The sequence below is a fragment of the Anaeromusa acidaminophila DSM 3853 genome (assembly GCF_000374545.1).
GTDB lineage: Bacteria > Bacillota > Negativicutes > Anaeromusales > Anaeromusaceae > Anaeromusa > Anaeromusa acidaminophila.
Genome location: NZ_KB894593.1, coordinates 94,625 through 114,571 on the forward strand (window position 1 = coordinate 94,625; position 19,947 = coordinate 114,571).

Genomic DNA, 19,947 nt, shown 5'->3' on the forward strand with positions numbered 1-19,947 from the left:
TGATGAAAGAAACAGAGACAGGAAGTGAGTGAACCGTATGTCTTGGAGCTTAAAAGAAGCCTTGCGGCAGCGCCGCGAGCAGGAGGAAAACACCTGTGCGCCGCCGCAGGCAGGCGGCAGGGGCTTTGCCTTGGTCTATCCCAATAATTATCAAGTGGGCATGTCTAATTTAGGCCTGCACATTTTATATCGCCTGCTCAATGAACGGGGAGACCTGTGCTGCGAGCGGGCTTTTTTGCCGGAAAAAAAAGCCTGGGACGAGCATGTCCGCACGCAGACGCCGTTGATGACCCTGGAGAGTCAGCGGCCGTTAAGCGCTTTTGCGCTAGTAGGCTTTGCTCTTTCCTTTGAAATGGATTATTTTCATTTTTTGGATATGCTGCAAATGGGGCGAATTCCGCAATTGGCGGAAGAACGGGGCGAGCAGGATCCCTTTGTGCTGATTGGCGGACCTTGCGCTACATTCAACCCGGAACCGTTGGCGCCATTTGTTGACGCGGCCATTATCGGCGAAGGCGAAGAGGTGCTGCAAGAGCTGGTGGATGTTTACCTGGAGTGCCGCGCCCAAGGGAAAACGCGCCAAGACGTCCTGCTGGCGTGGGCGCACATTCCCGGCGTTTATGTGCCTGCCTTTTACGAAGCGGATTATGAGGCGGACGGACGAGTGACAGCATGGCGAAAGTTGGGGGAGGTTCCAGAGATCATTTCGCGGCGCAGAGTGGAACGTTTAGACGACTATCCGGGAGAAACGGCTGTTTTTTCGGAAGACGCCGAGTTCGGCAAGCTGTTTCTCCTGGAAGTGGCCCGCGGCTGCGGACGGCACTGCCGTTTTTGCATGGCCGGGTATTGCTTTCGCCAGCCGCGGCCGCGTTCACTGCCTGTATTGCGTGAGGCGCTTTTGCGGGCGCAGCAGCAAGGCATGAAAGTGGGCCTTATGGGGGCGGCAGTTTCCGATTATCCGGAGATTCAAGCCTTATGCCATGAGTTCGAAGCCAAAGGAATGCGCTTTTCCGTAGCTTCCTTGCGGGCGGATTCGCTGGATGCGGTGCTGGTGGCTGGTTTGGCCGCCAGCGGACACCGGACGCTGACCTTGGCGCCGGAAGCAGGCAGCCAACGCTTACGGGACGTCATTAACAAAGGAATTCGCGAAGAGCATCTTTTAGAGGGCGTGCGTTTGGCGGCGCAGGCAGGCATTCCTAATTTGCGTCTGTATATTATGATTGGCTTGCCGACGGAAGTCGATGAAGATATCGACGCTATTGCCGAGATGGCCTTGCGGGTGCTGGCCTGTATGGAAGAAGCAGGATCTAAGGGCAAACTGACCCTTAGCGTCAATCCCTTTGTCCCCAAGCCTTTCACGCCTTTTCAGTGGCTCCCTATGGCGGATAAAAAGGTGATTCAGCAAAGGCTGCGCCGATTGGAAGGCTTGCTCAAATCGCAACGACGTATAGAAATTCTTAGCGAACCGCCGCGAGAGGCTTATGTACAAGCTGTGTTGGCGCGGGGAGACCGTCGCTTGGCGCCAGTTTTGGCTGCTGCCGCAGCGAAGGGAGGCTGGCGGCGCTTTACTGCTTGTCTAAAAGACGCCGGCTTGGCTGAAGAAAGTTATTTATATCGCAAGCGTGCTCTGGACGAGCGTCTGCCTTGGGCGCACTTGGATATGGGCTTTAATGAAGATTATTTGTGGCAGGAATGGCAGCGCGCCGCAAAGGAAGCGTCTACTAAGGGGTGCTTTGCAGGCTGCAGGCGCTGCGGAATCTGTAAGGAAGGCAGGGAGGCATGGTGAAAGATAAAGAACCGTTTTATCTAGAAAAGGCGGGAGATTTGACGGTAGGACGCTTTTCCCTGCTTCAAAGAGCCGGCTTGCAGCATGCCATGTCTACTCGTTTGGGCGGCGTAAGCAAGGCTCCTTGGCGGTCTTTGAATTTAGGATATCATGTTGACGATTGTCCGGAGGATGTTACAGCTAACAGGAAGATTTTTTGTGAAGCCGTTGGCGTTGAGGCGGCCAAGGTAGTGGCGTTGCAGCAGGTTCATGGAGATGTAGTTGCTGTGGTGGATGAAGGACAATGCGGCCAAGGCGCTTTTGCCTGGGAAGGGGCCCTGGCTGGAACCGATGCGGTGGTGACGGCGGCCAAGGGCGTGCCGCTGCTCCTTTTAGTAGCAGATTGCGTGCCTGTGCTGCTTTTTGATCCGGTGCGCCGCGTATTAGCGCTGGCGCATGCCGGCTGGAAAGGGACGGTAGCCGGTATTGCGGCGGCCTCATTGCAGGTGATGAGGGAGCGTTTTGGCACCAAAGCGGAAGACTGTTTGGCTGCTTTAGGACCGTCTATCGGGCAGTGCTGCTATCCTGTGGGTGAGAATGTGCTGCAGAAGCTGCCGGCGAACCTTCCCGCAGGGCTGCTGCGCAGCGAAAAAGGCGAGCAGAGGCTTGATTTGCGAGGCCTTAACGCCTGGCTTCTTTCTGAAGCCGGCATACCGCAGCAGCAGATTTCTGACTCCGGCGTATGCACTTGCTGTCAGAAGGAGTTGTTTTTTTCTCATCGCGGCGACAATGGACAAAGCGGCCGTTTAGGCCTGTTGGCTTGGTTGTAGAGGAACTGGTTTTTCCAAGGGGAGGCGGAAATCATGGAGACGCAGGGAACCAATAAAATCAACTGCAATAAATGCAAGTATTTCTATATCACTTGGGAAAAAGAATTTCCCTATGGCTGCAAGGCTATGGGCTTTAAGAGCAAGAATATGCCGAATCGGGTGACGAGGGAAGTTTCCCAGCGGCAGTGCCTTTCCTTTGAGCCGAAAGACGAGCCGCGCTGAGACCCAGAGGGAAATTGAACAAGAGTCGCGGGAGTCACGTGAGGTTACGTCTGAGGGTACAAGATTTACACAGAGGAACAGAGGAAGCAGAGAGAATATATAAATATAAAAGCTGACCCTGTCGCGCGGACAAGGTCAGCTTGCTTTTTAATATACTAGCATATATAAAACGAACCGCGAAATACACGGAAAACGCGAAAATGTTTTTAGAGAAAAATCACGCACAACGGAGCACGCCCCCGGCTCTGCCGCTTCCCCACCAGAACGGCAGAGCACTCATGCTCCGTTGCTCCTGTTTATACTAACATAAATCGGTAGACAATTCCAGAGTAAGGTGATGATTTATTCTCGTCCTGGTTACGTCGCTGCATTTGCGGTATAATATACCTGTTTTCATAAAAGCAATAAGGCCGAAAATACGGTTTTTTAGAGGAGGAGAGCAGATGTCCTTACAGGAAGAAAAAGAGCGGTTTATTTCATTGGCCAAGACGATCGATCGTCCAGGCCTGATTCAACTGCTGGATTATTTAGAAACGGAAACTGATTTTTATACAGCTCCTGCGAGCGCTTCCTTTCACGGTGCGGAGGAAGGGGGGCTTTTGGCGCATTCTCTGGCTGTATATGACAGTTTGATGACCTTGATGCAGGCTTTTTCCCAGGAGTTGGAACAGGAATCTGCCTGCCTTTGCGCTTTGTTTCATGATTTATGCAAGGCGAATTTTTATCGTAAAGGCTTTCGGAATCGGAAAAACGAAACAACTGGTCAATGGGAAAAAGTAGAAGTGTACGAAATTGATGATCAACTGCCTTTGGGTCATGGGGAAAAATCGGTTATGCTGCTGCAGAAATTTATTCCTTTGACAGAGGAGGAAATGCTTGCTATTCGCTGGCATATGGGCGGTTTTGACGATACAGCGCGCTCCTATGCTGGCGGGCAGAGCCTGTCCGGAGCTATGAAGCGTTACTCGTTGGTACCGGCTTTACATATGGCAGATATGGCTACGTGTTATTTTGCCGGGAAATGATAAAACGCAATAGGGTAATCGGAATGCCTTACAGGAGGTTGTCATGGATACTGCGACCATAACGTTGCTGGCGGCGGCCCTTTTGCAATTGCTATTAATACTGTGGCTGCTCCAAAAAATCAGCCGGTTAAGCAACGCCAAAGAAGAGTCGGAATCAGAAAAAGAAAAGCTGCGTCAGGAACTGCAGGAAAGCCGCCGGGAATTGCGGGAAACACTGCAGGATTTTAATGATTCCGTGTTGCGTCGTCTGGCGGAACACATGGGCATGCAATTGCAGCAGACAGAAAGCATGTCCAGCCATCTGCAGAATTTGACTCAGGCGCAGGAACGGCGCCAAGAGCATCTGCGGCAGAGCTTAGAGGCCCAAATGGAATCGCTGCGTTTGGAAAACGGACGTCGCCTGGAAGAAATCCGCGCTATGGTGGATGAACGGCTGCAACAGACGTTGGAACGAAAATTAGGGGAAAGCTTTCAATGGGTGAGCGAGCGTTTAGAAATGGTGCATAAGGGCTTGGGGGAAATGCAAAACCTTGCCGCCAGCGTGGGGGATTTGAAAAAAGTGCTGACAAATGTTAAGACCCGCGGCACCTGGGGAGAAATTCAATTAGCCGCCTTGTTGTCAGATGTACTGGCCCCGGAGCAGTATGCGGCGAATGTGGCGGTAGTTCCCGGGCGCAATGAGCGGGTGGAATTTGCTTTGCGCCTGCCTGGGCAGGGAGAAACGGGCTGTATTTGGCTGCCAGTGGATGCGAAGTTTCCCCAGGAAGACTTTTTGCGCCTCCAAGAGGCGCGAGAAGCCGGCGATGCGGAGGGACAGGAAAGCGCAGCGAAAAAGCTGGAGCAGCGGCTGCGTTTAGAAGCCAAGAGCATTGCGGAAAAATATGTGGCTCCGCCGCATACGACTGATTTTGCTTTGTTGTTCTTGCCTACGGAAGGCTTATATGCCGAAGTGCTGCAGCGTCCTGGCTTAGCTGAGGAACTGCTGCGACGCCACCGGGTTGTCGTGACGGGGCCGATGACGCTGGCGGCGCTCTTGAACAGCTTGCAGCTAGGATTCCGAACGCTGGCCATTGAGCAGCGCAGTGCGGAAGTATGGGAGCTGTTGGGGGCGGTGCGAGGAGAATTTGCCCGCTTCGGTCTGATGTTGGAAAAAACGCAGAAAAAGCTGCAAGAAGCCTCCTTTTCTATCGAAAGCGCGGCCAAGACCTCCCGGAGCATGGAACAGCGCTTATCTTCGCTGCAGCAATGGCGTAGTGAAGGAGTTCTTGACGAGCCGGACAATTTGTGATATTTTCATACATGTTGCGGCGAGCTTGAAAGATGGCCGCGGCCGTTTTAGAACGGTCGAGGAAAGTCCGGGCTCCGTAGGGCAGAGTGCTGGATAACGTCCAGCGGAGGAAACTCTAGGGATAGTGCCACAGAAATGTGTACCGCCGGCTTTATGCCGGTAAGGGTGGAACGGTGCGGTAAGAGCGCACCAGCAGTCAGGTGACTGGCTGGCTAGGTAAACCCCACTCGGAGCAAGACCAAATAGGGAAGGGATGAAGCGGCCCGCTGAGCCTTCCGGGTTGGTTGCTAGAGCCATTCGGCAACGGATGGCCCAGATAGATGGTCATCACCGCGCAAGCGGAACAGAACCCGGCTTAATGATGGCTTGCCGCACACCTTCTTGACAAAAGAAGCATTTTTCGTTACCATATATCAAGAATCCAAAGGGGAGTAGCTTCACGGTGCAAAGTCAACAGTCTGATAGTACATACTATCTGGCTTTGCCGTTAACGGACGAAAACGTTGACAAGCGAGACCTTTGGGCAGGAAATCCTGCCCAAAGTGTCTCGCTTTTTTAATATGTAAACAAGCAAAGAAGACGTTCACACAGTGAGGTATCAGCGTTTAGCAGAGAGTACAGAGGAGAATTTTAAAAAATACTAAGGAGCTACTGTCTTTTGCGTAAGAGGCGCGCGAGTCAGTGACTTCGCAATCAGGAGGCTAGATCAATGACAGCTTTTTTAGCGGCTATGATTTTTGTGGTACTGGCGGAAATGGGCGACAAGACACAGCTTTTGGCCTTGGCGTTGGCAGGCAGGTATTCCTGGAAAACCGTAATGAGCGGCATTCTCGTGGCGACACTGCTCAATCATTTGTTGGCGGTGCTGGCCGGACATTATTTGCAGTATGTGATGCCGATGATGTACGTACAAATTGCCGCTGCAGTATCCTTTATCTTTTTCGGTATTTGGACCATTCGCGGCGATGAACTTGGGGATGCGGACAAGGCCACCTGTTATACGCCGTTTTGTACGGTGGTGGTGGCGTTCTTCTTGGCGGAAATGGGAGATAAGACGCAGTTGGCCACAGTCGCCTTAGCGGCGCAGTATCAAGAAATTATACCGGTTTGGATGGGGACGACTACAGGTATGATGATTGCCGACGGCATGGCGATTGTTGTGGGCGGCATGCTGCTTAAGCGCCTGCCGGAGCAGGCGGTCAAGTGGACAGCGGCGGTTATCTTTGTGCTTTTTGGTATCTACGGGCTGCATGAATCGTTGCCAGCTCCCTGGAATGCGCCAGTATTTTTAGGGGCAGTGGCTGTGGTGAGCGCTGTTTTGATGGGCTTGGTGCATCGCTGGCAATGCAGAGTCTCGCAAGAGAGCAATAGCAATAGTTGACTTCAAGAAATAAAAACTTTACAATAAAAATAGAATAATCTCGGTGAAAGCGTTGAGTTCATAGAGGAAAAACAGGGAGGCATGGATATGGCTTTGCATACCATTGCAACAGAAGAAGAATTTCAAACCCTGGTGATTGAAGCGGGTAAGCCGGTATTGGTTGATTTTTGGGCGCCTTGGTGCGGGCCTTGCAAAATGATTGCTCCGGAACTGGAGTCACTGGCCCCTGAATACGCGGATAAAGCGGCTATTATCAAAGTGAATGTTGACGACTTTCCTGCGGTAGCGCAGCGTTATAAGGTCATGGGCATTCCGACGTTGCTCATCTTCAAGGAAGGCAAAGAAGTCTCTCGCCTAGTAGGCTTTCGGCCTAAGAAAGAGTTGGCTGCGGCGTTGGATGCAGTGCTGTAAAGTAAATGGAGTTAAGCTGGTGAAGGCATTCTGCGTTGAGTAGAATGCCTTTTATTCCTATATAGGAAACTTTATGTGCCGCTTTTTTAAAACAGTCCTGTCAGGAGGTTCGAAGATGGAAAAAACAAAGATTTTAATTGCTGATGACGACAAGCAGATTCGTCAGCTCTTGGCGCTTTATTTTGAAAAAGAAGGCTTTGCCGTAGTGGAGGCGGCTGACGGAACGGAAGCTCTGCGCTTTTACGAAGAACAAAAGCCGCAACTGCTGCTGCTGGATGTTATGATGCCGGGACAGGATGGACTGGAGGTATGCCGCCGTGTGCGGCGGGTGTCTGAAGTGCCTGTTATTTTGCTGACCGCTAAAGGAGAGGATGAAGATCGCATTAATGGCCTGGACTTAGGAGCGGATGATTATATAACAAAACCTTTTAATCCTAGGGAGGTCGTAGCTCGAGTTAAAGCCGTTCTGCGGCGCTCTCAGCATAACTGGCGCGAAGAAGAGTCACTACAATATGATGAGCTGGATGTCAACTTGGCGGAGCGCAGCGTACGTGTGGCGGGCGTAGAGGTGGAATTGACCGCTAAAGAGATGGAATTATTGTGGTACTTGGCGAAACATCCTGGACGGGTTTTTTCCAGGGAGCAATTGCTGGAAGCTATTTGGGGATATGAGTATTTCGGAGATACCCGTACGGTTGATACGCACATTAAGCGTCTGCGCCAAAAAATAGCTGCAGGCCAAACCGGAGCCTGGGATATTCGTACGGTTTGGGGCGTAGGTTATAAGTTTGAAGTAGGGGTGTAATTGTGGCCAGACCATTGCGTTATCAAATTTGGTCCCGTCATATCGGTATTATTATTTTGGCCTTGCTTTTGGCCTTTGTCGGTTCATTCATGCTGATCCGTCAGTATGTATTAGAGCAGCGTACGGCGGATTTAGTGCGGAAGGGGACGGAACTGAGTCTTTTAGTGGCGGCTTCGCGGCAGCAAGAAGACGGTTATCGGGAACTGCGGCAGTTGGTAGAGGTAGTGGATCCGTTTTTGGATGCCCGTATTTGGGTAGTGGATCGTCAGGGCGGAATTTTGGCTTTGTCTGGCGACATGATGCCTCCGGCTGCAGGAGGGGGCATGCATTTGAATCATAGCGACGCTATGCCTCATGGTCGAGGTATGATGCAGGGCGGCCAGGGACCAGGACAGGGACCAGGTCAGGGATTAGGGCGCGGTCTGATGAGGCAAGGCGGCGCGCGGTTGGCTGGGCCGTTGCAGGAGGTGTTGCAGGGGAAAATTGTCCAGCGCACTTTTTTTCATGACTTCTATCAAGAACAAATGCTGGTGGTTGCGGTGCCGGTGCCTGGAGCGGAAGCTGGAAGTACAGACGGCGCTGTTATTTTGCATGTACCCTTGCAGGGCGTAGAGGAGTGGCTGCAGCGGGTGCGGTGGCATTTGGGGGTTGTAGCGGTTATCTGCTTGCTGGCGTCGTTGCTGGTTGGACAGCGCTTAAGCCGGCAGATTGCGCGTCCTTTGGAAAGCTTGCGCCAAGCGACGCAACATATTGCTGGCGGCGAGTACCATCGCCGAGTTCCGGTAGAAGGCCCGGCGGAGTTGGCGGATGTGGCGCAAAGCTTCAACGCCATGGCGGCCAGCCTAGAGCAATCCGCCTTGGAAATGGAAAAGCAGGAAGGGCTGAGAAGGGATTTTGTGGCGAATGTGTCCCATGAACTGCGTACGCCGTTGACTATTATCCGAGGCTACAATGAGGCGCTGGCGGATGGTACGGCGGCAGAGCAGCAGCGCCAGCAATACCATGCCTTGATTCGTGACGAGGCGTTGCGCCTAGAGCGTTTGATTGCCGACTTGCTTGATATAAGCCGCTTGCGAGCCGGTGTGGTGGAAATGGAAAAGGAACGTATTTTATTGGAAAATTTGGTAGATGGCGTGGTGCAGTTAGTGCAGAAATTGGCGCAAGAAAAAGGCTTGCTGTTGGAGACCAAACTTTCCGAGGGACTCTTTGTGTATGGCGATGGAGATCGGCTGACGCAGCTGTTGTTGATTCTTCTGGATAATGCTTTGCGTCATACAGAACAAGGGGCCGTTCGTATTGAATCTGGCTATGGCGCAGATGGACGTGCTTTTTTGCGTGTCAGCGATACTGGTCATGGCATTCCGGCAGAAGCGCTGCCTTATATTTGGGAACGCTTTTATAAGGTGGACAAGGCGCACAGCCGCGACGGCGGCGGCACGGGCCTAGGATTGGCAGTAGCCAAAGAAATTATGAATTTGCACGGCATTGATGTGGAAGCGGCCAGTACTGTGGGGGAGGGAACCTCTTTTACTCTGCGGTTTCCTTCGTTGCAGGATTGAATGTTGTATACTCAACGAAAAAATTTGTTGTTTCTATACAGCGAATTTGCGATAATAGAAGCTGGAAGGGGAGGTATGGCTAATGTTTAACATAGGGCTACCGGAGCTTTTCGTCGTGCTGGTAATCGTACTGATTACTTTTGGACCCGCCAAGCTGCCGGAAATTTCCCGGGCTTTGGGGAAAAGTGTTCGGGATTTTAAAGCCGCCTCGGATCAGGTGAAAGAGGAAGTGCGTCACACTGCTTCCCTGACAACGCCAACAGAAAAAGAAAAACTGTAAAATGGCAGGTAGAGGCCTACTCTCCAAAGATTCTTTGAGAGTTGGCCTTTTTTGCGTATAGCAGTTCAAGGAGGTTTCATTTTAGAATGATTGGATGTACAAAATTATTATGTGGTACGGCAACGGTGTCGGATATTGTTAAATACGGTCGCAAGACAGAGCAGTTGCCGCCGCAGATGCTGCAGTTTTCTTCGGATGCTACGCCGATAGTTGTCTGGAACAGCACAAACCGTTGTAATTTATCTTGCCAGCATTGCTATATCAATGCAGAAGACAAGGAATACGCCGGTGAATTTTCAACCGAGGAGGCCAAAGCCTTTATTGATGACTTGGCTTCCATGAAAGTGCCTGTGCTGCTTTTCTCCGGCGGCGAACCGCTGGTGCGTCACGATCTGTTTGAATTGGGACCCTATGCCGCTTCGAAAGGCATTCGTCCCGTTATTTCGACCAATGGTACGCTAATTACGCCGGATATGGCCCGGCGTATTCATGAGGCTGGTTTTCAATATGTCGGCATTAGCGTAGACGGCAATGAAGAAGTTCACGATAATTTCCGAGGCAAAAAAGGCGCTTTTCAGGAAACGCTTCAGGGCATTCGCAATTCACTGGCCGCAGGAAATAAGACAGGTATCCGCTTTACTGTAAATCGCTTAAATTTCCATACTCTTCCAGATGTACTGGATATTGTGGAACGCGAAGGCGTGCCGCGCTTTTGCATGTATCATTTAGTGTATGCAGGTCGGGGCAAGGAAATGGCGGAACTCGATACTACGCCCGAACAAAAACGGCAGACGATTGAGCTTTTGATGGAACGGACGATGGATTTCCATAAGCGCGGTATAGAAGTGGAAATTTTAACGACCGATAACCATGCCGACGGCATTTATTTACTGCAGTACTTAGAAAAGCACCAGCCAGAGCGGGTGGAAGAAGTTTTGCAACTGCTTGAGATGCATGGCGGCTGTTCAGCCGGGCAGAAAACTTCTAATGTAGACCCTCAGGGGAATGTGCATGCTTGCCAATTCTGGGGGCATAAGTCGCTGGGCAATGTGAGGGAAAAGAAATTCAGCGAGATTTGGCGGGACAGCCAGGACAAATTCCTGTGTTCTATGCGCGAGAAGCATTTGCATTTGGAAGGACGTTGTGGTGAGTGTCGTTATAAGATGTTTTGCGGTGGCTGCCGCATTCGGGCGGAAGCCGTGACCGGCGGCAATATTTGGGCGGAGGATCCGGCCTGTTATTTGACGGACTGGAAGGAGTGATCCTATGATCATTTCATGGAATACGACCCAAGAATGCAATATTCGCTGCGTGCATTGTTACCGAGACGCCGGATCTAAGCACGCGGAAGAGCTGGATACGACGGAAGGAAAAAAGCTTATTGAGCAAATTGCCAAAGCTGGTTTTAAAATTTTGATTCTTAGCGGCGGCGAACCTTTAATGCGCGCCGATATTTATGAGCTTATCCGTCATGCCAAAGAGCAGGGATTGCGCCCGGTTTTGGGAACAAACGGCATATTGATTACGCCGGAAGTGGCGGTGAAGCTCAAAGAGGCAGGCCTTGCACGGGCGGGAATTAGCTTGGATAGCGTTGATGCCGGACGACATGATGAATTTCGCAAATGGCCCGGCGCCTGGCAGGGCGCGGTTGACGGCATGGCCGCCTGTCGCTCTGCGGGCTTGCCGTTCCAAATTCATACTACTGCTATGAATTGGAACGAGCCGGAAATTACGGAACTCACCGATTTCGCAGTAAGCGCCGGTGCGGCAGGACATCATATTTTCTTCCTGGTGCCTGTAGGCCGGGGCAAGGATATTGAAGATACCTCCTTACACACGGAACAATACGAGTCGCTTCTGGGACGGATTTTGGACAAGCAGCAGCAGGTGGAGATTGAGTTAAAGCCGACTTGTGCGCCGCAGTTCATGCGTATTGCCAAAGAACGGGGCATGAAGATGCGTTTTACCAGGGGATGCCTAGCTGGTACGGCTTACTGCGTCATTATTCCTAACGGGGATGTGCATCCGTGTCCGTATTTGCCGATGAAGGTAGGCAATGTACGGCAGACTCCTTTTGATGAAATGTGGGCTAAAAGTGAAATCTTCCAGGATTTACGCCATCAGCCGCTGAAAGGGGCTTGCGGGCGTTGCGGTTATGACGACATTTGCGGAGGCTGCCGCGCTAGAGCTTATTATTATTCCGACGGTGACTATCTGGCGGAAGAACCTTGGTGCGCCTGCGGGAGATAAAACAGCAAGTGGATGATGAGAGGGGGATGTGCCATGACACCCATGACGCATGGAACGATGAAGCCTTATTATCTGTTCAGTCCTTTTTTGCGGTTTTTTCACTGGATTATGGTGCTGGCAATTTTGGTGCTTTTTGTGACTGGCCTTTACATTGGCGATCCTGGTTATGTGGGAACCCAAGGGATGGAACCGACCTTTGCCGTAGCGACATGGTTTTCAATGGAAACCATTCGCTTCATCCATTTTGCTGCGGCATTTTTATTTATCGGCAGCTTTGTTTTTCGTATTTATGGTTTTGCAATCAATAAAGGGGACCGGTTATTTCCGCGTCCTTGGAAACTGGAGTATTGGTTGGGGATGCTGGACGTGGGATTGCATTATTTACTGCTCTCGCCTCATCATCGGCCATACTTGCGAAACCACATGGCGAGAGCTGGTTATGCAACGGCCTATTTAATGATTTTTATCGAAATCATTACAGGTTTGGCTATGTATTTTATGATTCATCCCAATGGTTGGGGGGCTGCTTTGTTTAGTCCCTTTGTATACTGGTTGGGAGGAGAGTATTGGCTGCACCTGTTGCATCATTATGCCGCTTGGGCGATTATGTTGTTTTCCATTGTACATGTGTATATGGCCGTCCGTGCTGATATTATTGAAGGCGGCGGCGAAATTTCAAGTATGATTTCCGGTGTGAAGTATTTTCACGAGGATCCTGATGATTTGGGGGATATCCGCTGAGATGAATGTTGCGGAGATAACGGTTTTAGGGGTTGGGAACATTTTGCTTGGCGACGAGGGCGTCGGCGTGCGCGCGGTGGAACAACTCCAGTTGTCAGGAGAGTTTTCTGACACGGTGCAATTGATTGACGGCGGTACTCTGGGTATGGAGTTGTTGCGCTTTTTAAAAGGAACGCAGCGCCTGCTGTTGCTGGATGCTGTCCAAGGAGATCAAGCGCCGGGAACATTGTATTGTTTGCGGAATTCTGAGGTAGAGGCGCATCTTTGCGGCGCCTTGTCTGTGCACGATCTGGGACTTAAGGATGTACTGGCGGTGTTGAAACTCTTGGAGGCTCCGGTGCAGGAAATTGTCCTTCTTGGCTTGCAGCCGCAAACGCTAGCTGTGGGTATGGAATTATCGGCGCCTGTGGCGACGGCGCTGCCGAACCTGGTGCAAGCTGCCTGTGTTCAAGTAAAGCAGTGGCAAACAGAGGTGGCGCGGCATGACTGAGAAGGGTCAAACAGAATTGTTTTCCTTGACGAAGGCGGTACTGGAGGAAGTGCGCCAAGCCTATGCCGCGTTACAAGAACACGGACGGGGGCATACTTTATTTTTGGATAAAATTCCCTTGACAGCAGAAGAACGTCAAAGTATTTTGGATTTTCTGGGACAGGGGAAAGTATCCATTAAACTAGAAGATTCCATGGAACCTGTGCAATGGAAAGAAACGGGTTTTTGCGGTATTTGGCATGGGGTATACTGCAATTTGCAAGATACGCCTGTGTTGGAGACAATAGAGATCGCTTGGTATCCGGAGCTTGCAGCCGCACAGCGGGAAGATGTAGCTAAGGATGGCCAGAGGCTTAATACTTGGTTGAATGAGCAAGGATCACCGGCATAACAACGGTGATCCTTGCCTTGCAAAGGGGGACTCGGCAGATGTTGCGAGGAGTGCGTGGCGCCACTACGGTGGAGGCTAATACTAAAGAAGAAATTTTTGAAGCAGTGCTGCAATTACTGGATGCTTTAACAGAGGCTAATGGCTGGCAAGAAGAAGAGCTAGGCGCGGTTATTTTCAGTTCTACCCCAGAGGTGAATGCTGCATTTCCAGCGGCTGCGGCGCGGCGGTTTGGCTGGAATGATGTGGCGCTTTTCGGTGCTCAAGAAATCGAGGCTGAAGATGGTGTGCCTCAATGCATTCGTGTACTGGTGTTGTGGAATACCGACAAGGAAATGAAGGAACTGCGCCATGTGTATCTGCGCAGAGCTGTTGCCTTACGGCAAGATCGCAAAGCGGAGGCGAAAGAGCAATGATTTCCATCGTAGTTCCGGTTTTCAATGAAGAAGAAAACATGGAAGCTTTTTATCAGGCGGTATGCTCGGTTATGGAGAAATTACCGCATTCTTTTGAACTGATTTTTGTTGATGACGGATCCAAAGATGCCACGCCCTTGGTCATTGATCGCTTGTCGCAGCAAGATTCCCGGGTGCGGGGGTTGATTCTAGCTCGTAATTTCGGACATCAAATAGCCTTGAGTTGCGGTTTAGATCATGCCGAAGGAGACGCTGTTGTTACGATGGATGGTGATCTGCAGCATCCGCCGGAATTATTGCCGCAGTTGATTGAACAATGGCAGGACGGTTACGAGGTAGTACAGACCATTCGCCTGACGACGGAAGGTGTTTCTTGGGTTAAGAAACTGACATCTTCATGTTTTTACCGATTGATGAATGCAGTGTCCAAGGTGCGCGTGCGTGAAGGGGGATCAGATTTTCGACTGTTGGATCGCAAAGTAGTGCAAACTTTTCGTCGCTTTCCGGAACGAGCTCGGTTTATACGCGGCATGATGGGAGCGATTGGTTATCGGCAGACAACGTTGAATTTTGTAGCGCCGCCGCGTTATGCGGGGGTGTCGAAATTTTCACCTACTAAAATGCTGCATTTTGCCTTAGATGGCATTACCGCTTATTCTAAGCTGCCTTTGCGTATTGCTTTTTACGCTGGCTTGGTTTTTGGCGTGGTTAGCTTTGCGTTGGCGCTGCATGTTGTTTATATTAAGTTTTTGACAGACGAGGCTGTACCTGGCTGGGCCACTATTGCGGCGAGTATTTCGCTTTTGAGCGGCGTGCAACTGATGGGACTAGGTATTATCGGCGAGTATGTAGGGCGTATTTTTGAAGAAGTAAAGCAACGCCCGTTATATTGGCTGCGTCAAGAAATAGGGCAAGGCGGAAAAGAACAACAGTAAAGAAAGTTAAAAAAGAAAATAAGGCAGGATTTTTTCATCGAATAGCGAATTGCCTTTAAAGTGAGCTAAATAAAGCCGAATCCGGCTCCGGAGCGGGGGAACCACAGTATAGGGGTGAAGCGCGAAGTCGCTCGCGCAGGGTTGCTCGACCCGAACCCGTCAGCTAACCTCGTAGGCTGTAGAGAGGTGACAGAATGGGGCAATTGAAAAGATTTTTTGTTTTAGGTATGGTTTGCTTTTTGCTCAGCGCACCCGGGGTGGCAGATGCTTCTTCCATTCGTGAAGGAGATATTGGCGATGATGTGACGGCCATTCAGCAACGGCTGCAAGAACTTGGTTTTAGCAGTGGTACTGCTGATGGGGACTTCGGTTCGGCAACAAGAGCCGCCGTTATGGCCTTTCAAAAGGCTAATGGACTGGAGGCCGATGGGATTGTCGGATCTGGTACTTATCGGGCGTTAATGGGCAGAGACATTCCCGTAAGTCGTAGTGACATGGGAACGAGCATGACAAGGCGGATTATTCAAAGCGCAATGTCATTCCGTGGAGTTCCTTACGTTTTCGGCGGAACCACTCCCTATGGATTTGACTGCTCGGGCTTTACGCGTTACGTTTTTGCAAATGCCGGCATTTTCTTGCCGCGCATGGCAGATGAACAATATGATGCAGGATATTCGGTTTCGAATCCGCAACCCGGTGATCTTGTCTTTTTCACGACCTATACTTCCGGTGTATCTCATGTGGGCATCTACATAGGCGATGATCGCTTTATTAGTGCGACATCCAGCCGCGGCGTCCGCGTAGACAGCTTGTATGACGGGTATTGGGGAGCGCGTTATTTAGGCGCTAAACGGGTAATGTGATTTAAAAAGCAAGTGGTTATCTTTAAAGATAACCACTTGCTTTTTTGTGTCTAAATGAGAAAGATTCTTGCGCGAGTTAATGAAGTGTGCTATCCTTTTAATAGGAATATTACTATTAAGAGGTGGATGCGGTGTCTCGTCGAAATGTATTGATAATTATTCTAGTATTTTTGGTAAGCTCCATTGCTGGCTGTGGCATGAGTACAAAACCCCAAGAGAAAAAATTGCAAGTAGTGGCATCTGTATATCCGGTACAAGAGTTTGTCAAAGCCGTAGGGAAAGACCGCGTTGATGTTTCCCTTTTGGTTCCGCCAGGAACAGAGCCTCATGACTGGGAACCGACGGCAAAAGATCTAGCTAAAATTAAAGGCAGTGCGCTCTTGGTTTATCATGGCGCCGGTTTGGAACACTGGGTGGGGGCTGTTGTAAAGCCGGACTTGCTAGGTTCAGCTAAGGCGGTGGAAGCAAGTAAAGGGGTTGCTCTGCTGGACGCAGCCGAAAGCGAGTCGGAAGATGAGCACGGACATAATCATAGCGGTGAAACACATGAAACGAAGGATCCGCATGTTTGGCTGGACCCGGTGCTGGCGCAGCAAGAAGTGAAAACGATTTTAGCGGCATTAATAGAAGTCGATCCGGCTCACGCTAGCGAATATGAAGCTAATGCGGCAGCGTATGTGAAAGAATTGCAACTGCTGCATGACGAATATACTGTCGCGTTGCAGCATACTGCTAAAAGAGAGCTGATTACAAGCCATGCAGCCTTTTCATATTTGGCTAAGCGCTATCAACTACAGCAAGTGCCGGTGATGGGACTGTCTCCTGACGCCGAGCCGACAGCTGACAAAATGGCTGAAATTATCCGCTTCTGCAAAGCGCATCAAGTGAAGTATATTTTCTTTGAAACTTTGGTAAGTCCTAAGTTGGCTGAAGTCTTAAGCCGCGAAGCAGGTGCGTCGACGCTAGTGCTTAATCCCTTGGAAGGCTTAACGGTAGAAGAATACAAGGCGGGAAAATCATCTTATTTGACGCTGATGCGGGAAAATTTGCAACAGCTTAAAAAAGCGCTGGCTCAATAAAGCGCTTCGCTTGTCGAAAGGAGCTTCCTGGTGATGGATAGACTGGAAGAAGCGTTAGCGACGCTGCGGCGGCAGGGCTGCCGGATTACGGAGCAACGTAAAGCGGTGCTGCAAGCGGTTGCTGCAGCGGAACAACCAATGAGGGCGGTAGATATTTGGCAGCAGGTTCGCATTAAAGAAGAGGACATAAGCCTGGATACGGTATATCGCAATCTTACGCTGCTGGTGGAACAGGGCATTTTGCTGCCCATTGGCGCGCTGGGAAAAGATGCGACATCCTACGAATGGAGCCATGACGGTCATCATCACCATATTCGCTGCGTAGATTGTGGACAGGCGGTTTGCCTGGATATTTGTCCTGTAGATGCACGATTGGAAGCGGAGGCGCAGCGCAAGGGGTATGAGCTTCTGCGCCATTCCTTGGATTTATACGGCCGCTGTAAAAATTGTACTCGTAAAAAAACCGGGCAGGAGGATCCCGTATGATTCGAATTGAACATGTTTCTTTTTCCTATGAAGCCGATGCGGTATTGAACGATGTATCTATTGCGGTGGGCAGTGGTGAATTTGTTGCGTTAGTTGGACCTAATGGCGGCGGAAAGACAACCTTAATCCGCTTATTAGCGGGATTATGTCAGCCCAGTGCAGGCGGTATTTATATTGACGGAAAGAATCCATGCGATTTTTTAAAAAACGGTACATTAGCCTATGTGCCGCAACAGTATAGCCAAAATGTTTCCGGCTTTCCGATGACGGTGAAAGAGCTTTTGCAGTTGTTGCCGCAGCGGCGGCGGACAGCCAAAGAAGTTCTGCAGATTGTAGGCTTGGAGGGGCTGGAAGGCAAGCGTTTAGAGGCGTTGTCCGGAGGACAGCTGCAGCGGGTGCTGATTGCAAGGGCTCTTTTGACAGCGCCGAAAGTGCTGTTGTTGGATGAACCTACAAGCGGTGTTGATTATGAGGCAAGTACGCAAATTTATCAATTGTTGCAAAAGCTTTGCCGCCAAGAAGGCATGACGGTTGTGATGGTTTCTCATGATGTTGACAATGCGGCCCGCTGGACCAGCAGGGTAGCTTGTATCAATAAAGGACTGTGCTTTTATGGCACGAACGAGGAATTTGCTTCCACGCATATTCAGGAGCGCCATCTTTGGTATTATACAGGTTGATGGGAGGGGATTTTGTGGAAGCATTTAGCTATGATTTTATGCAGCGCGCTTTAGCGGCAGGACTTGTGATTGCCTTGTTGTGTCCGTTAATTGGCTTTTTTGTGGTGGTCCGCAGGCAATCTCTGATTGGAGACGGCTTGGGGCATCTGGCTTTTGCTGGCGTTACCGGCGCCTCTTTGTTGGGGGTATATCCAGTAGTCGGCGCTTTGGCGGTGACGGTTCTCGGCTCATTGGGCATTGAATGGGTTAGGCAGCGGCATCGAGCGCACAGCGATATGGGTTTAGCGATTGTGTTTTACGCCGGTATGGCGTTGGCGGTACTGTTCAGCACTATGAACCGTATGGGCGGAAACTCTCTTTTAAGCGTTCTTTTTGGCAGTATACTGACGGTGACGCCAGAAGATGTTTGGAGTATGGTTGGCTGTGGACTTGTCGTAGGTTTTTTGTTGTTAAAAATGGCGCCTAAATTATTATGTATGGCTTTTGATGAGGAAATGGCTTATGTATCCGGCATGCCTGTGCGGAAACTGAACTGTCTGTTTAGTATTTTAATGGCCGTAGTAGTTGTTTTAGGCATGCGTATTGTCGGCATTCTGTTGGTCAGCGCGCTGATGATTGTACCAGTAGCCGCGGCTTTGCAATTTCATAAAGGTTTTCGCGTTACCTTGCTATTGGCGGAGCTTTTTGCTCTTGTATCCGTTATTGGCGGCCTAAGCGTATCCTTTTATCTGGATATGGCGCCCGGCGGAACTATTGTTCTTTGCTGCATTTTGTTGTATTTGGCTGCCGGTTTGGCAGCTAAAGCATTTTGCAAAGAATAAAAGGGCAGCGGAGGCGTGATATCGATAAACTAAAGGATTTCAGTTGACTATATTTGTTTTTAAGGTCTATGATTTAAGGAGAGATACTATTTTGTGGAGGGATGGCTATGCATCAGGCTGCAGAAATATTGAACTCCTTTTGCGCGGTTGCGGAATACATACCCCAGCTTGTCAATCATAAAATGGGCATGGTTGTTTGTGACCGAGAATGTTGGATCGCTGTTAACTCTATAGAGGAACTACGTAAGCAGGTCTGCTTGGGAGAACCGATAAAGTCAGGTTCGGCGGTACATCAAGCAATGCAGCTCAAACGTCGGGTTTGCGTACATGTAGATAAAGTAGTTTATGGCATACCTTATGTTGCCGTCAGTATGCCGATTTATGCTGGGGATGTGATTGTAGGAGCCGTAGCCATTCATGAATCTTTGGAGACGGCGTCCATTTTGTTGGACTCAGCGGCGGAACTGCAAGAAGCGGCTGCTATGATGAAAGTGGTTATCGACAAGGTGCATGAAGACGCCCAATCGTTGGCCGGTGTCGGCGGCCTTTTAAAACAGTTGTCGGGGGAAGCGCAGAAACATGTCAAAGGGACGGATCAGGTATTGAATTTTATCAAGAACGTCGCCAGTCAAACTAATTTGCTGGGTTTGAACGCTGCTATTGAAGCGGCGCGCGTTGGCGAATTGGGGCGAGGCTTTGGCGTAGTAGCGGAAGAAGTGCGTAAGTTGGCTGTGGATAGTGCTGGGTCGGCAGGACAAATTGAGACCATTCTGAAGGAAATTGGCAGCAGTATCGGCAAGATCAGCAATGAAATTGTACGGATTGAGTCGCTGGCGGAGCAGCAGGCGCAGGAGCTTTCCGGCGTTACCGATCATGGAAGGCGTCTTATCGAATTGTCAGTACGTTTGAACGAACTAGCCGGGAGTTTGAATTGCTCAGAAAAATAGCAATGCTTATCGTAAAATAAAAAAGGACCCGCATTTTGATATGCTACCCCTAGATAGGACAATGAAAAAACACATTGTCTTGTCTGGGGGTAATTTTATGCCACATAAAGAAAAAGTATCGGCCACTTTGAAGATAGATGCTTGCAAGAGGTATTTGGCCAAAAGCATGCGCATAGCCGATATAGCAAACACTCTGGAAGTTGATCAGAAACTAGTGAGGAGATGGATTTTTCAGTACCAGTCAGAAGGTGAAGCTGGCTTAAAACCGCAGAAAAGTAATCGAGT

The 19,947-nt window shown here is 50.2% G+C and carries 24 protein-coding genes, 1 other RNA gene and 1 riboswitch; all 25 genes read left to right on the forward strand.

Features of this window, described 5'->3' with window-relative positions:
* Positions 1 to 37: 37 nt before the first annotated feature.
* On the forward strand, positions 38 to 1,786 hold the full coding sequence (locus C508_RS0110205; RefSeq protein ID WP_018703466.1) for a TIGR03960 family B12-binding radical SAM protein: 1,749 nt from the start codon (positions 38 to 40) through the stop codon (positions 1,784 to 1,786).
* Positions 1,780 to 2,595: a peptidoglycan editing factor PgeF gene (pgeF, locus tag C508_RS0110210; RefSeq protein WP_018703467.1), complete on the forward strand. Its 816-nt coding sequence runs from the start codon at positions 1,780 to 1,782 to the stop codon at positions 2,593 to 2,595. Before C508_RS0110205 ends, pgeF begins: the two co-directional genes overlap by 7 nt.
* 33 nt (positions 2,596 to 2,628) lie before the next feature.
* Entirely contained in the window at positions 2,629 to 2,817 is a 189-nt protein-coding gene (locus tag C508_RS0110215) for a hypothetical protein (RefSeq protein ID WP_018703468.1), read from the forward strand.
* Positions 2,818 to 3,260: 443 nt separating this feature from the next.
* Positions 3,261 to 3,842: a hypothetical protein gene (locus C508_RS0110220; RefSeq protein WP_018703469.1), complete on the forward strand. Its 582-nt coding sequence runs from the start codon at positions 3,261 to 3,263 to the stop codon at positions 3,840 to 3,842.
* 43 nt (positions 3,843 to 3,885) lie between these two features.
* Entirely contained in the window at positions 3,886 to 5,130 is a 1,245-nt protein-coding gene (locus C508_RS0110225; protein WP_018703470.1) for a DNA recombination protein RmuC, read from the forward strand.
* Positions 5,131 to 5,150: 20 nt separating this feature from the next.
* An RNA gene (gene rnpB, locus C508_RS19465) (RNase P RNA component class A) lies at positions 5,151 to 5,503 on the forward strand.
* Positions 5,504 to 5,839: 336 nt separating this feature from the next.
* Positions 5,840 to 6,511: a TMEM165/GDT1 family protein gene (locus C508_RS0110230; protein ID WP_018703471.1), complete on the forward strand. Its 672-nt coding sequence runs from the start codon at positions 5,840 to 5,842 to the stop codon at positions 6,509 to 6,511.
* Between the two features lie 87 nt (positions 6,512 to 6,598).
* On the forward strand, positions 6,599 to 6,922 hold the full coding sequence (gene trxA / locus C508_RS0110235) for a thioredoxin (RefSeq protein ID WP_018703472.1): 324 nt from the start codon (positions 6,599 to 6,601) through the stop codon (positions 6,920 to 6,922).
* A 115-nt stretch (positions 6,923 to 7,037) separates the two neighbouring features.
* Complete coding sequence (locus C508_RS0110240) at positions 7,038 to 7,727, forward strand: response regulator transcription factor (protein WP_018703473.1); 690 nt, start codon at positions 7,038 to 7,040, stop codon at positions 7,725 to 7,727.
* Between the two features lie 2 nt (positions 7,728 to 7,729).
* Positions 7,730 to 9,286, forward strand: coding sequence for a sensor histidine kinase (locus C508_RS0110245; protein WP_018703474.1), 1,557 nt, complete (start codon positions 7,730 to 7,732; stop codon positions 9,284 to 9,286).
* An 82-nt stretch (positions 9,287 to 9,368) separates the two neighbouring features.
* Entirely contained in the window at positions 9,369 to 9,566 is a 198-nt protein-coding gene (locus tag C508_RS0110250) for a twin-arginine translocase TatA/TatE family subunit (protein ID WP_018703475.1), read from the forward strand.
* Positions 9,567 to 9,652: 86 nt separating this feature from the next.
* A complete protein-coding gene (locus C508_RS0110255; protein ID WP_018703476.1) occupies positions 9,653 to 10,828 on the forward strand; it encodes a radical SAM/SPASM domain-containing protein in 1,176 nt (391 codons plus the stop codon).
* A 4-nt stretch (positions 10,829 to 10,832) separates the two neighbouring features.
* Entirely contained in the window at positions 10,833 to 11,816 is a 984-nt protein-coding gene (gene nirJ2 / locus C508_RS0110260; RefSeq protein ID WP_018703477.1) for a putative heme d1 biosynthesis radical SAM protein NirJ2, read from the forward strand.
* 33 nt (positions 11,817 to 11,849) lie between these two features.
* Positions 11,850 to 12,557: a Ni/Fe-hydrogenase, b-type cytochrome subunit gene (gene cybH, locus C508_RS0110265; protein WP_018703478.1), complete on the forward strand. Its 708-nt coding sequence runs from the start codon at positions 11,850 to 11,852 to the stop codon at positions 12,555 to 12,557.
* Positions 12,535 to 13,047, forward strand: coding sequence for a HyaD/HybD family hydrogenase maturation endopeptidase (locus C508_RS0110270; protein ID WP_018703479.1), 513 nt, complete (start codon positions 12,535 to 12,537; stop codon positions 13,045 to 13,047). The genes cybH and C508_RS0110270 overlap by 23 nt, the downstream gene beginning before the upstream one ends.
* The gene (locus C508_RS0110275; protein WP_018703480.1) at positions 13,040 to 13,438 is read left to right on the forward strand and encodes a hydrogenase expression/formation C-terminal domain-containing protein; all 399 of its coding nucleotides are present in this window, start codon (positions 13,040 to 13,042) and stop codon (positions 13,436 to 13,438) included. Before C508_RS0110270 ends, C508_RS0110275 begins: the two co-directional genes overlap by 8 nt.
* Before the next feature lie 38 nt (positions 13,439 to 13,476).
* Positions 13,477 to 13,851: a chorismate mutase gene (gene aroH, locus C508_RS0110280; RefSeq protein WP_018703481.1), complete on the forward strand. Its 375-nt coding sequence runs from the start codon at positions 13,477 to 13,479 to the stop codon at positions 13,849 to 13,851.
* A complete protein-coding gene (locus C508_RS0110285) occupies positions 13,848 to 14,786 on the forward strand; it encodes a glycosyltransferase family 2 protein (protein WP_018703482.1) in 939 nt (312 codons plus the stop codon). The genes aroH and C508_RS0110285 overlap by 4 nt, the downstream gene beginning before the upstream one ends.
* 63 nt (positions 14,787 to 14,849) lie before the next feature.
* A riboswitch (cyclic di-AMP (ydaO/yuaA leader) is annotated at positions 14,850 to 14,979 on the forward strand.
* 1 nt (position 14,980) lies between these two features.
* Positions 14,981 to 15,649 carry a C40 family peptidase gene (locus tag C508_RS0110290; protein ID WP_018703483.1) on the forward strand — a complete coding sequence of 223 codons (669 nt, stop codon included), beginning with the start codon at positions 14,981 to 14,983 and terminating at the stop codon, positions 15,647 to 15,649.
* A 131-nt stretch (positions 15,650 to 15,780) separates the two neighbouring features.
* Complete coding sequence (locus C508_RS18285) at positions 15,781 to 16,728, forward strand: metal ABC transporter substrate-binding protein (RefSeq protein WP_018703484.1); 948 nt, start codon at positions 15,781 to 15,783, stop codon at positions 16,726 to 16,728.
* A 33-nt stretch (positions 16,729 to 16,761) separates the two neighbouring features.
* Positions 16,762 to 17,214, forward strand: a complete 453-nt coding sequence (locus C508_RS18290; RefSeq protein ID WP_018703485.1) for a Fur family transcriptional regulator — start codon at positions 16,762 to 16,764, stop codon at positions 17,212 to 17,214.
* Positions 17,211 to 17,894, forward strand: coding sequence for a metal ABC transporter ATP-binding protein (locus C508_RS0110305; protein WP_018703486.1), 684 nt, complete (start codon positions 17,211 to 17,213; stop codon positions 17,892 to 17,894). The genes C508_RS18290 and C508_RS0110305 overlap by 4 nt, the downstream gene beginning before the upstream one ends.
* Before the next feature lie 14 nt (positions 17,895 to 17,908).
* Positions 17,909 to 18,715, forward strand: a complete 807-nt coding sequence (locus C508_RS0110310; RefSeq protein ID WP_083928077.1) for a metal ABC transporter permease — start codon at positions 17,909 to 17,911, stop codon at positions 18,713 to 18,715.
* A gap of 107 nt (positions 18,716 to 18,822) precedes the next feature.
* Positions 18,823 to 19,662: a methyl-accepting chemotaxis protein gene (locus tag C508_RS20835; protein WP_018703488.1), complete on the forward strand. Its 840-nt coding sequence runs from the start codon at positions 18,823 to 18,825 to the stop codon at positions 19,660 to 19,662.
* 97 nt (positions 19,663 to 19,759) lie between these two features.
* The coding region (locus C508_RS0110320) for a helix-turn-helix domain-containing protein (protein WP_018703489.1) at positions 19,760 to 19,947 on the forward strand (188 nt) is incomplete at its 3' end.

What these genes read in the sequence shown, in the direction of transcription:
- C508_RS0110205 (WP_018703466.1), top strand. Translation starts at nt 38, where the DNA reads ATGTCTTGGAGCTTAAAAGAAGCCTTGCGGCAGCGCCGCGAGCAGGAG.
- pgeF (WP_018703467.1), top strand. Translation starts at nt 1,780, where the DNA reads ATGGTGAAAGATAAAGAACCGTTTTATCTAGAAAAGGCGGGAGATTTG.
- C508_RS0110215 (WP_018703468.1), top strand. Translation starts at nt 2,629, where the DNA reads ATGGAGACGCAGGGAACCAATAAAATCAACTGCAATAAATGCAAGTAT.
- C508_RS0110220 (WP_018703469.1), top strand. Translation starts at nt 3,261, where the DNA reads ATGTCCTTACAGGAAGAAAAAGAGCGGTTTATTTCATTGGCCAAGACG.
- C508_RS0110225 (WP_018703470.1), top strand. Translation starts at nt 3,886, where the DNA reads ATGGATACTGCGACCATAACGTTGCTGGCGGCGGCCCTTTTGCAATTG.
- C508_RS0110230 (WP_018703471.1), top strand. Translation starts at nt 5,840, where the DNA reads ATGACAGCTTTTTTAGCGGCTATGATTTTTGTGGTACTGGCGGAAATG.
- trxA (WP_018703472.1), top strand. Translation starts at nt 6,599, where the DNA reads ATGGCTTTGCATACCATTGCAACAGAAGAAGAATTTCAAACCCTGGTG.
- C508_RS0110240 (WP_018703473.1), top strand. Translation starts at nt 7,038, where the DNA reads ATGGAAAAAACAAAGATTTTAATTGCTGATGACGACAAGCAGATTCGT.
- C508_RS0110250 (WP_018703475.1), top strand. Translation starts at nt 9,369, where the DNA reads ATGTTTAACATAGGGCTACCGGAGCTTTTCGTCGTGCTGGTAATCGTA.
- C508_RS0110255 (WP_018703476.1), top strand. Translation starts at nt 9,653, where the DNA reads ATGATTGGATGTACAAAATTATTATGTGGTACGGCAACGGTGTCGGAT.
- nirJ2 (WP_018703477.1), top strand. Translation starts at nt 10,833, where the DNA reads ATGATCATTTCATGGAATACGACCCAAGAATGCAATATTCGCTGCGTG.
- cybH (WP_018703478.1), top strand. Translation starts at nt 11,850, where the DNA reads ATGACACCCATGACGCATGGAACGATGAAGCCTTATTATCTGTTCAGT.
- C508_RS0110270 (WP_018703479.1), top strand. Translation starts at nt 12,535, where the DNA reads ATGATTTGGGGGATATCCGCTGAGATGAATGTTGCGGAGATAACGGTT.
- C508_RS0110275 (WP_018703480.1), top strand. Translation starts at nt 13,040, where the DNA reads ATGACTGAGAAGGGTCAAACAGAATTGTTTTCCTTGACGAAGGCGGTA.
- aroH (WP_018703481.1), top strand. Translation starts at nt 13,477, where the DNA reads ATGTTGCGAGGAGTGCGTGGCGCCACTACGGTGGAGGCTAATACTAAA.
- C508_RS0110285 (WP_018703482.1), top strand. Translation starts at nt 13,848, where the DNA reads ATGATTTCCATCGTAGTTCCGGTTTTCAATGAAGAAGAAAACATGGAA.
- C508_RS0110290 (WP_018703483.1), top strand. Translation starts at nt 14,981, where the DNA reads ATGGGGCAATTGAAAAGATTTTTTGTTTTAGGTATGGTTTGCTTTTTG.
- C508_RS18290 (WP_018703485.1), top strand. Translation starts at nt 16,762, where the DNA reads ATGGATAGACTGGAAGAAGCGTTAGCGACGCTGCGGCGGCAGGGCTGC.
- C508_RS0110305 (WP_018703486.1), top strand. Translation starts at nt 17,211, where the DNA reads ATGATTCGAATTGAACATGTTTCTTTTTCCTATGAAGCCGATGCGGTA.
- C508_RS20835 (WP_018703488.1), top strand. Translation starts at nt 18,823, where the DNA reads ATGCATCAGGCTGCAGAAATATTGAACTCCTTTTGCGCGGTTGCGGAA.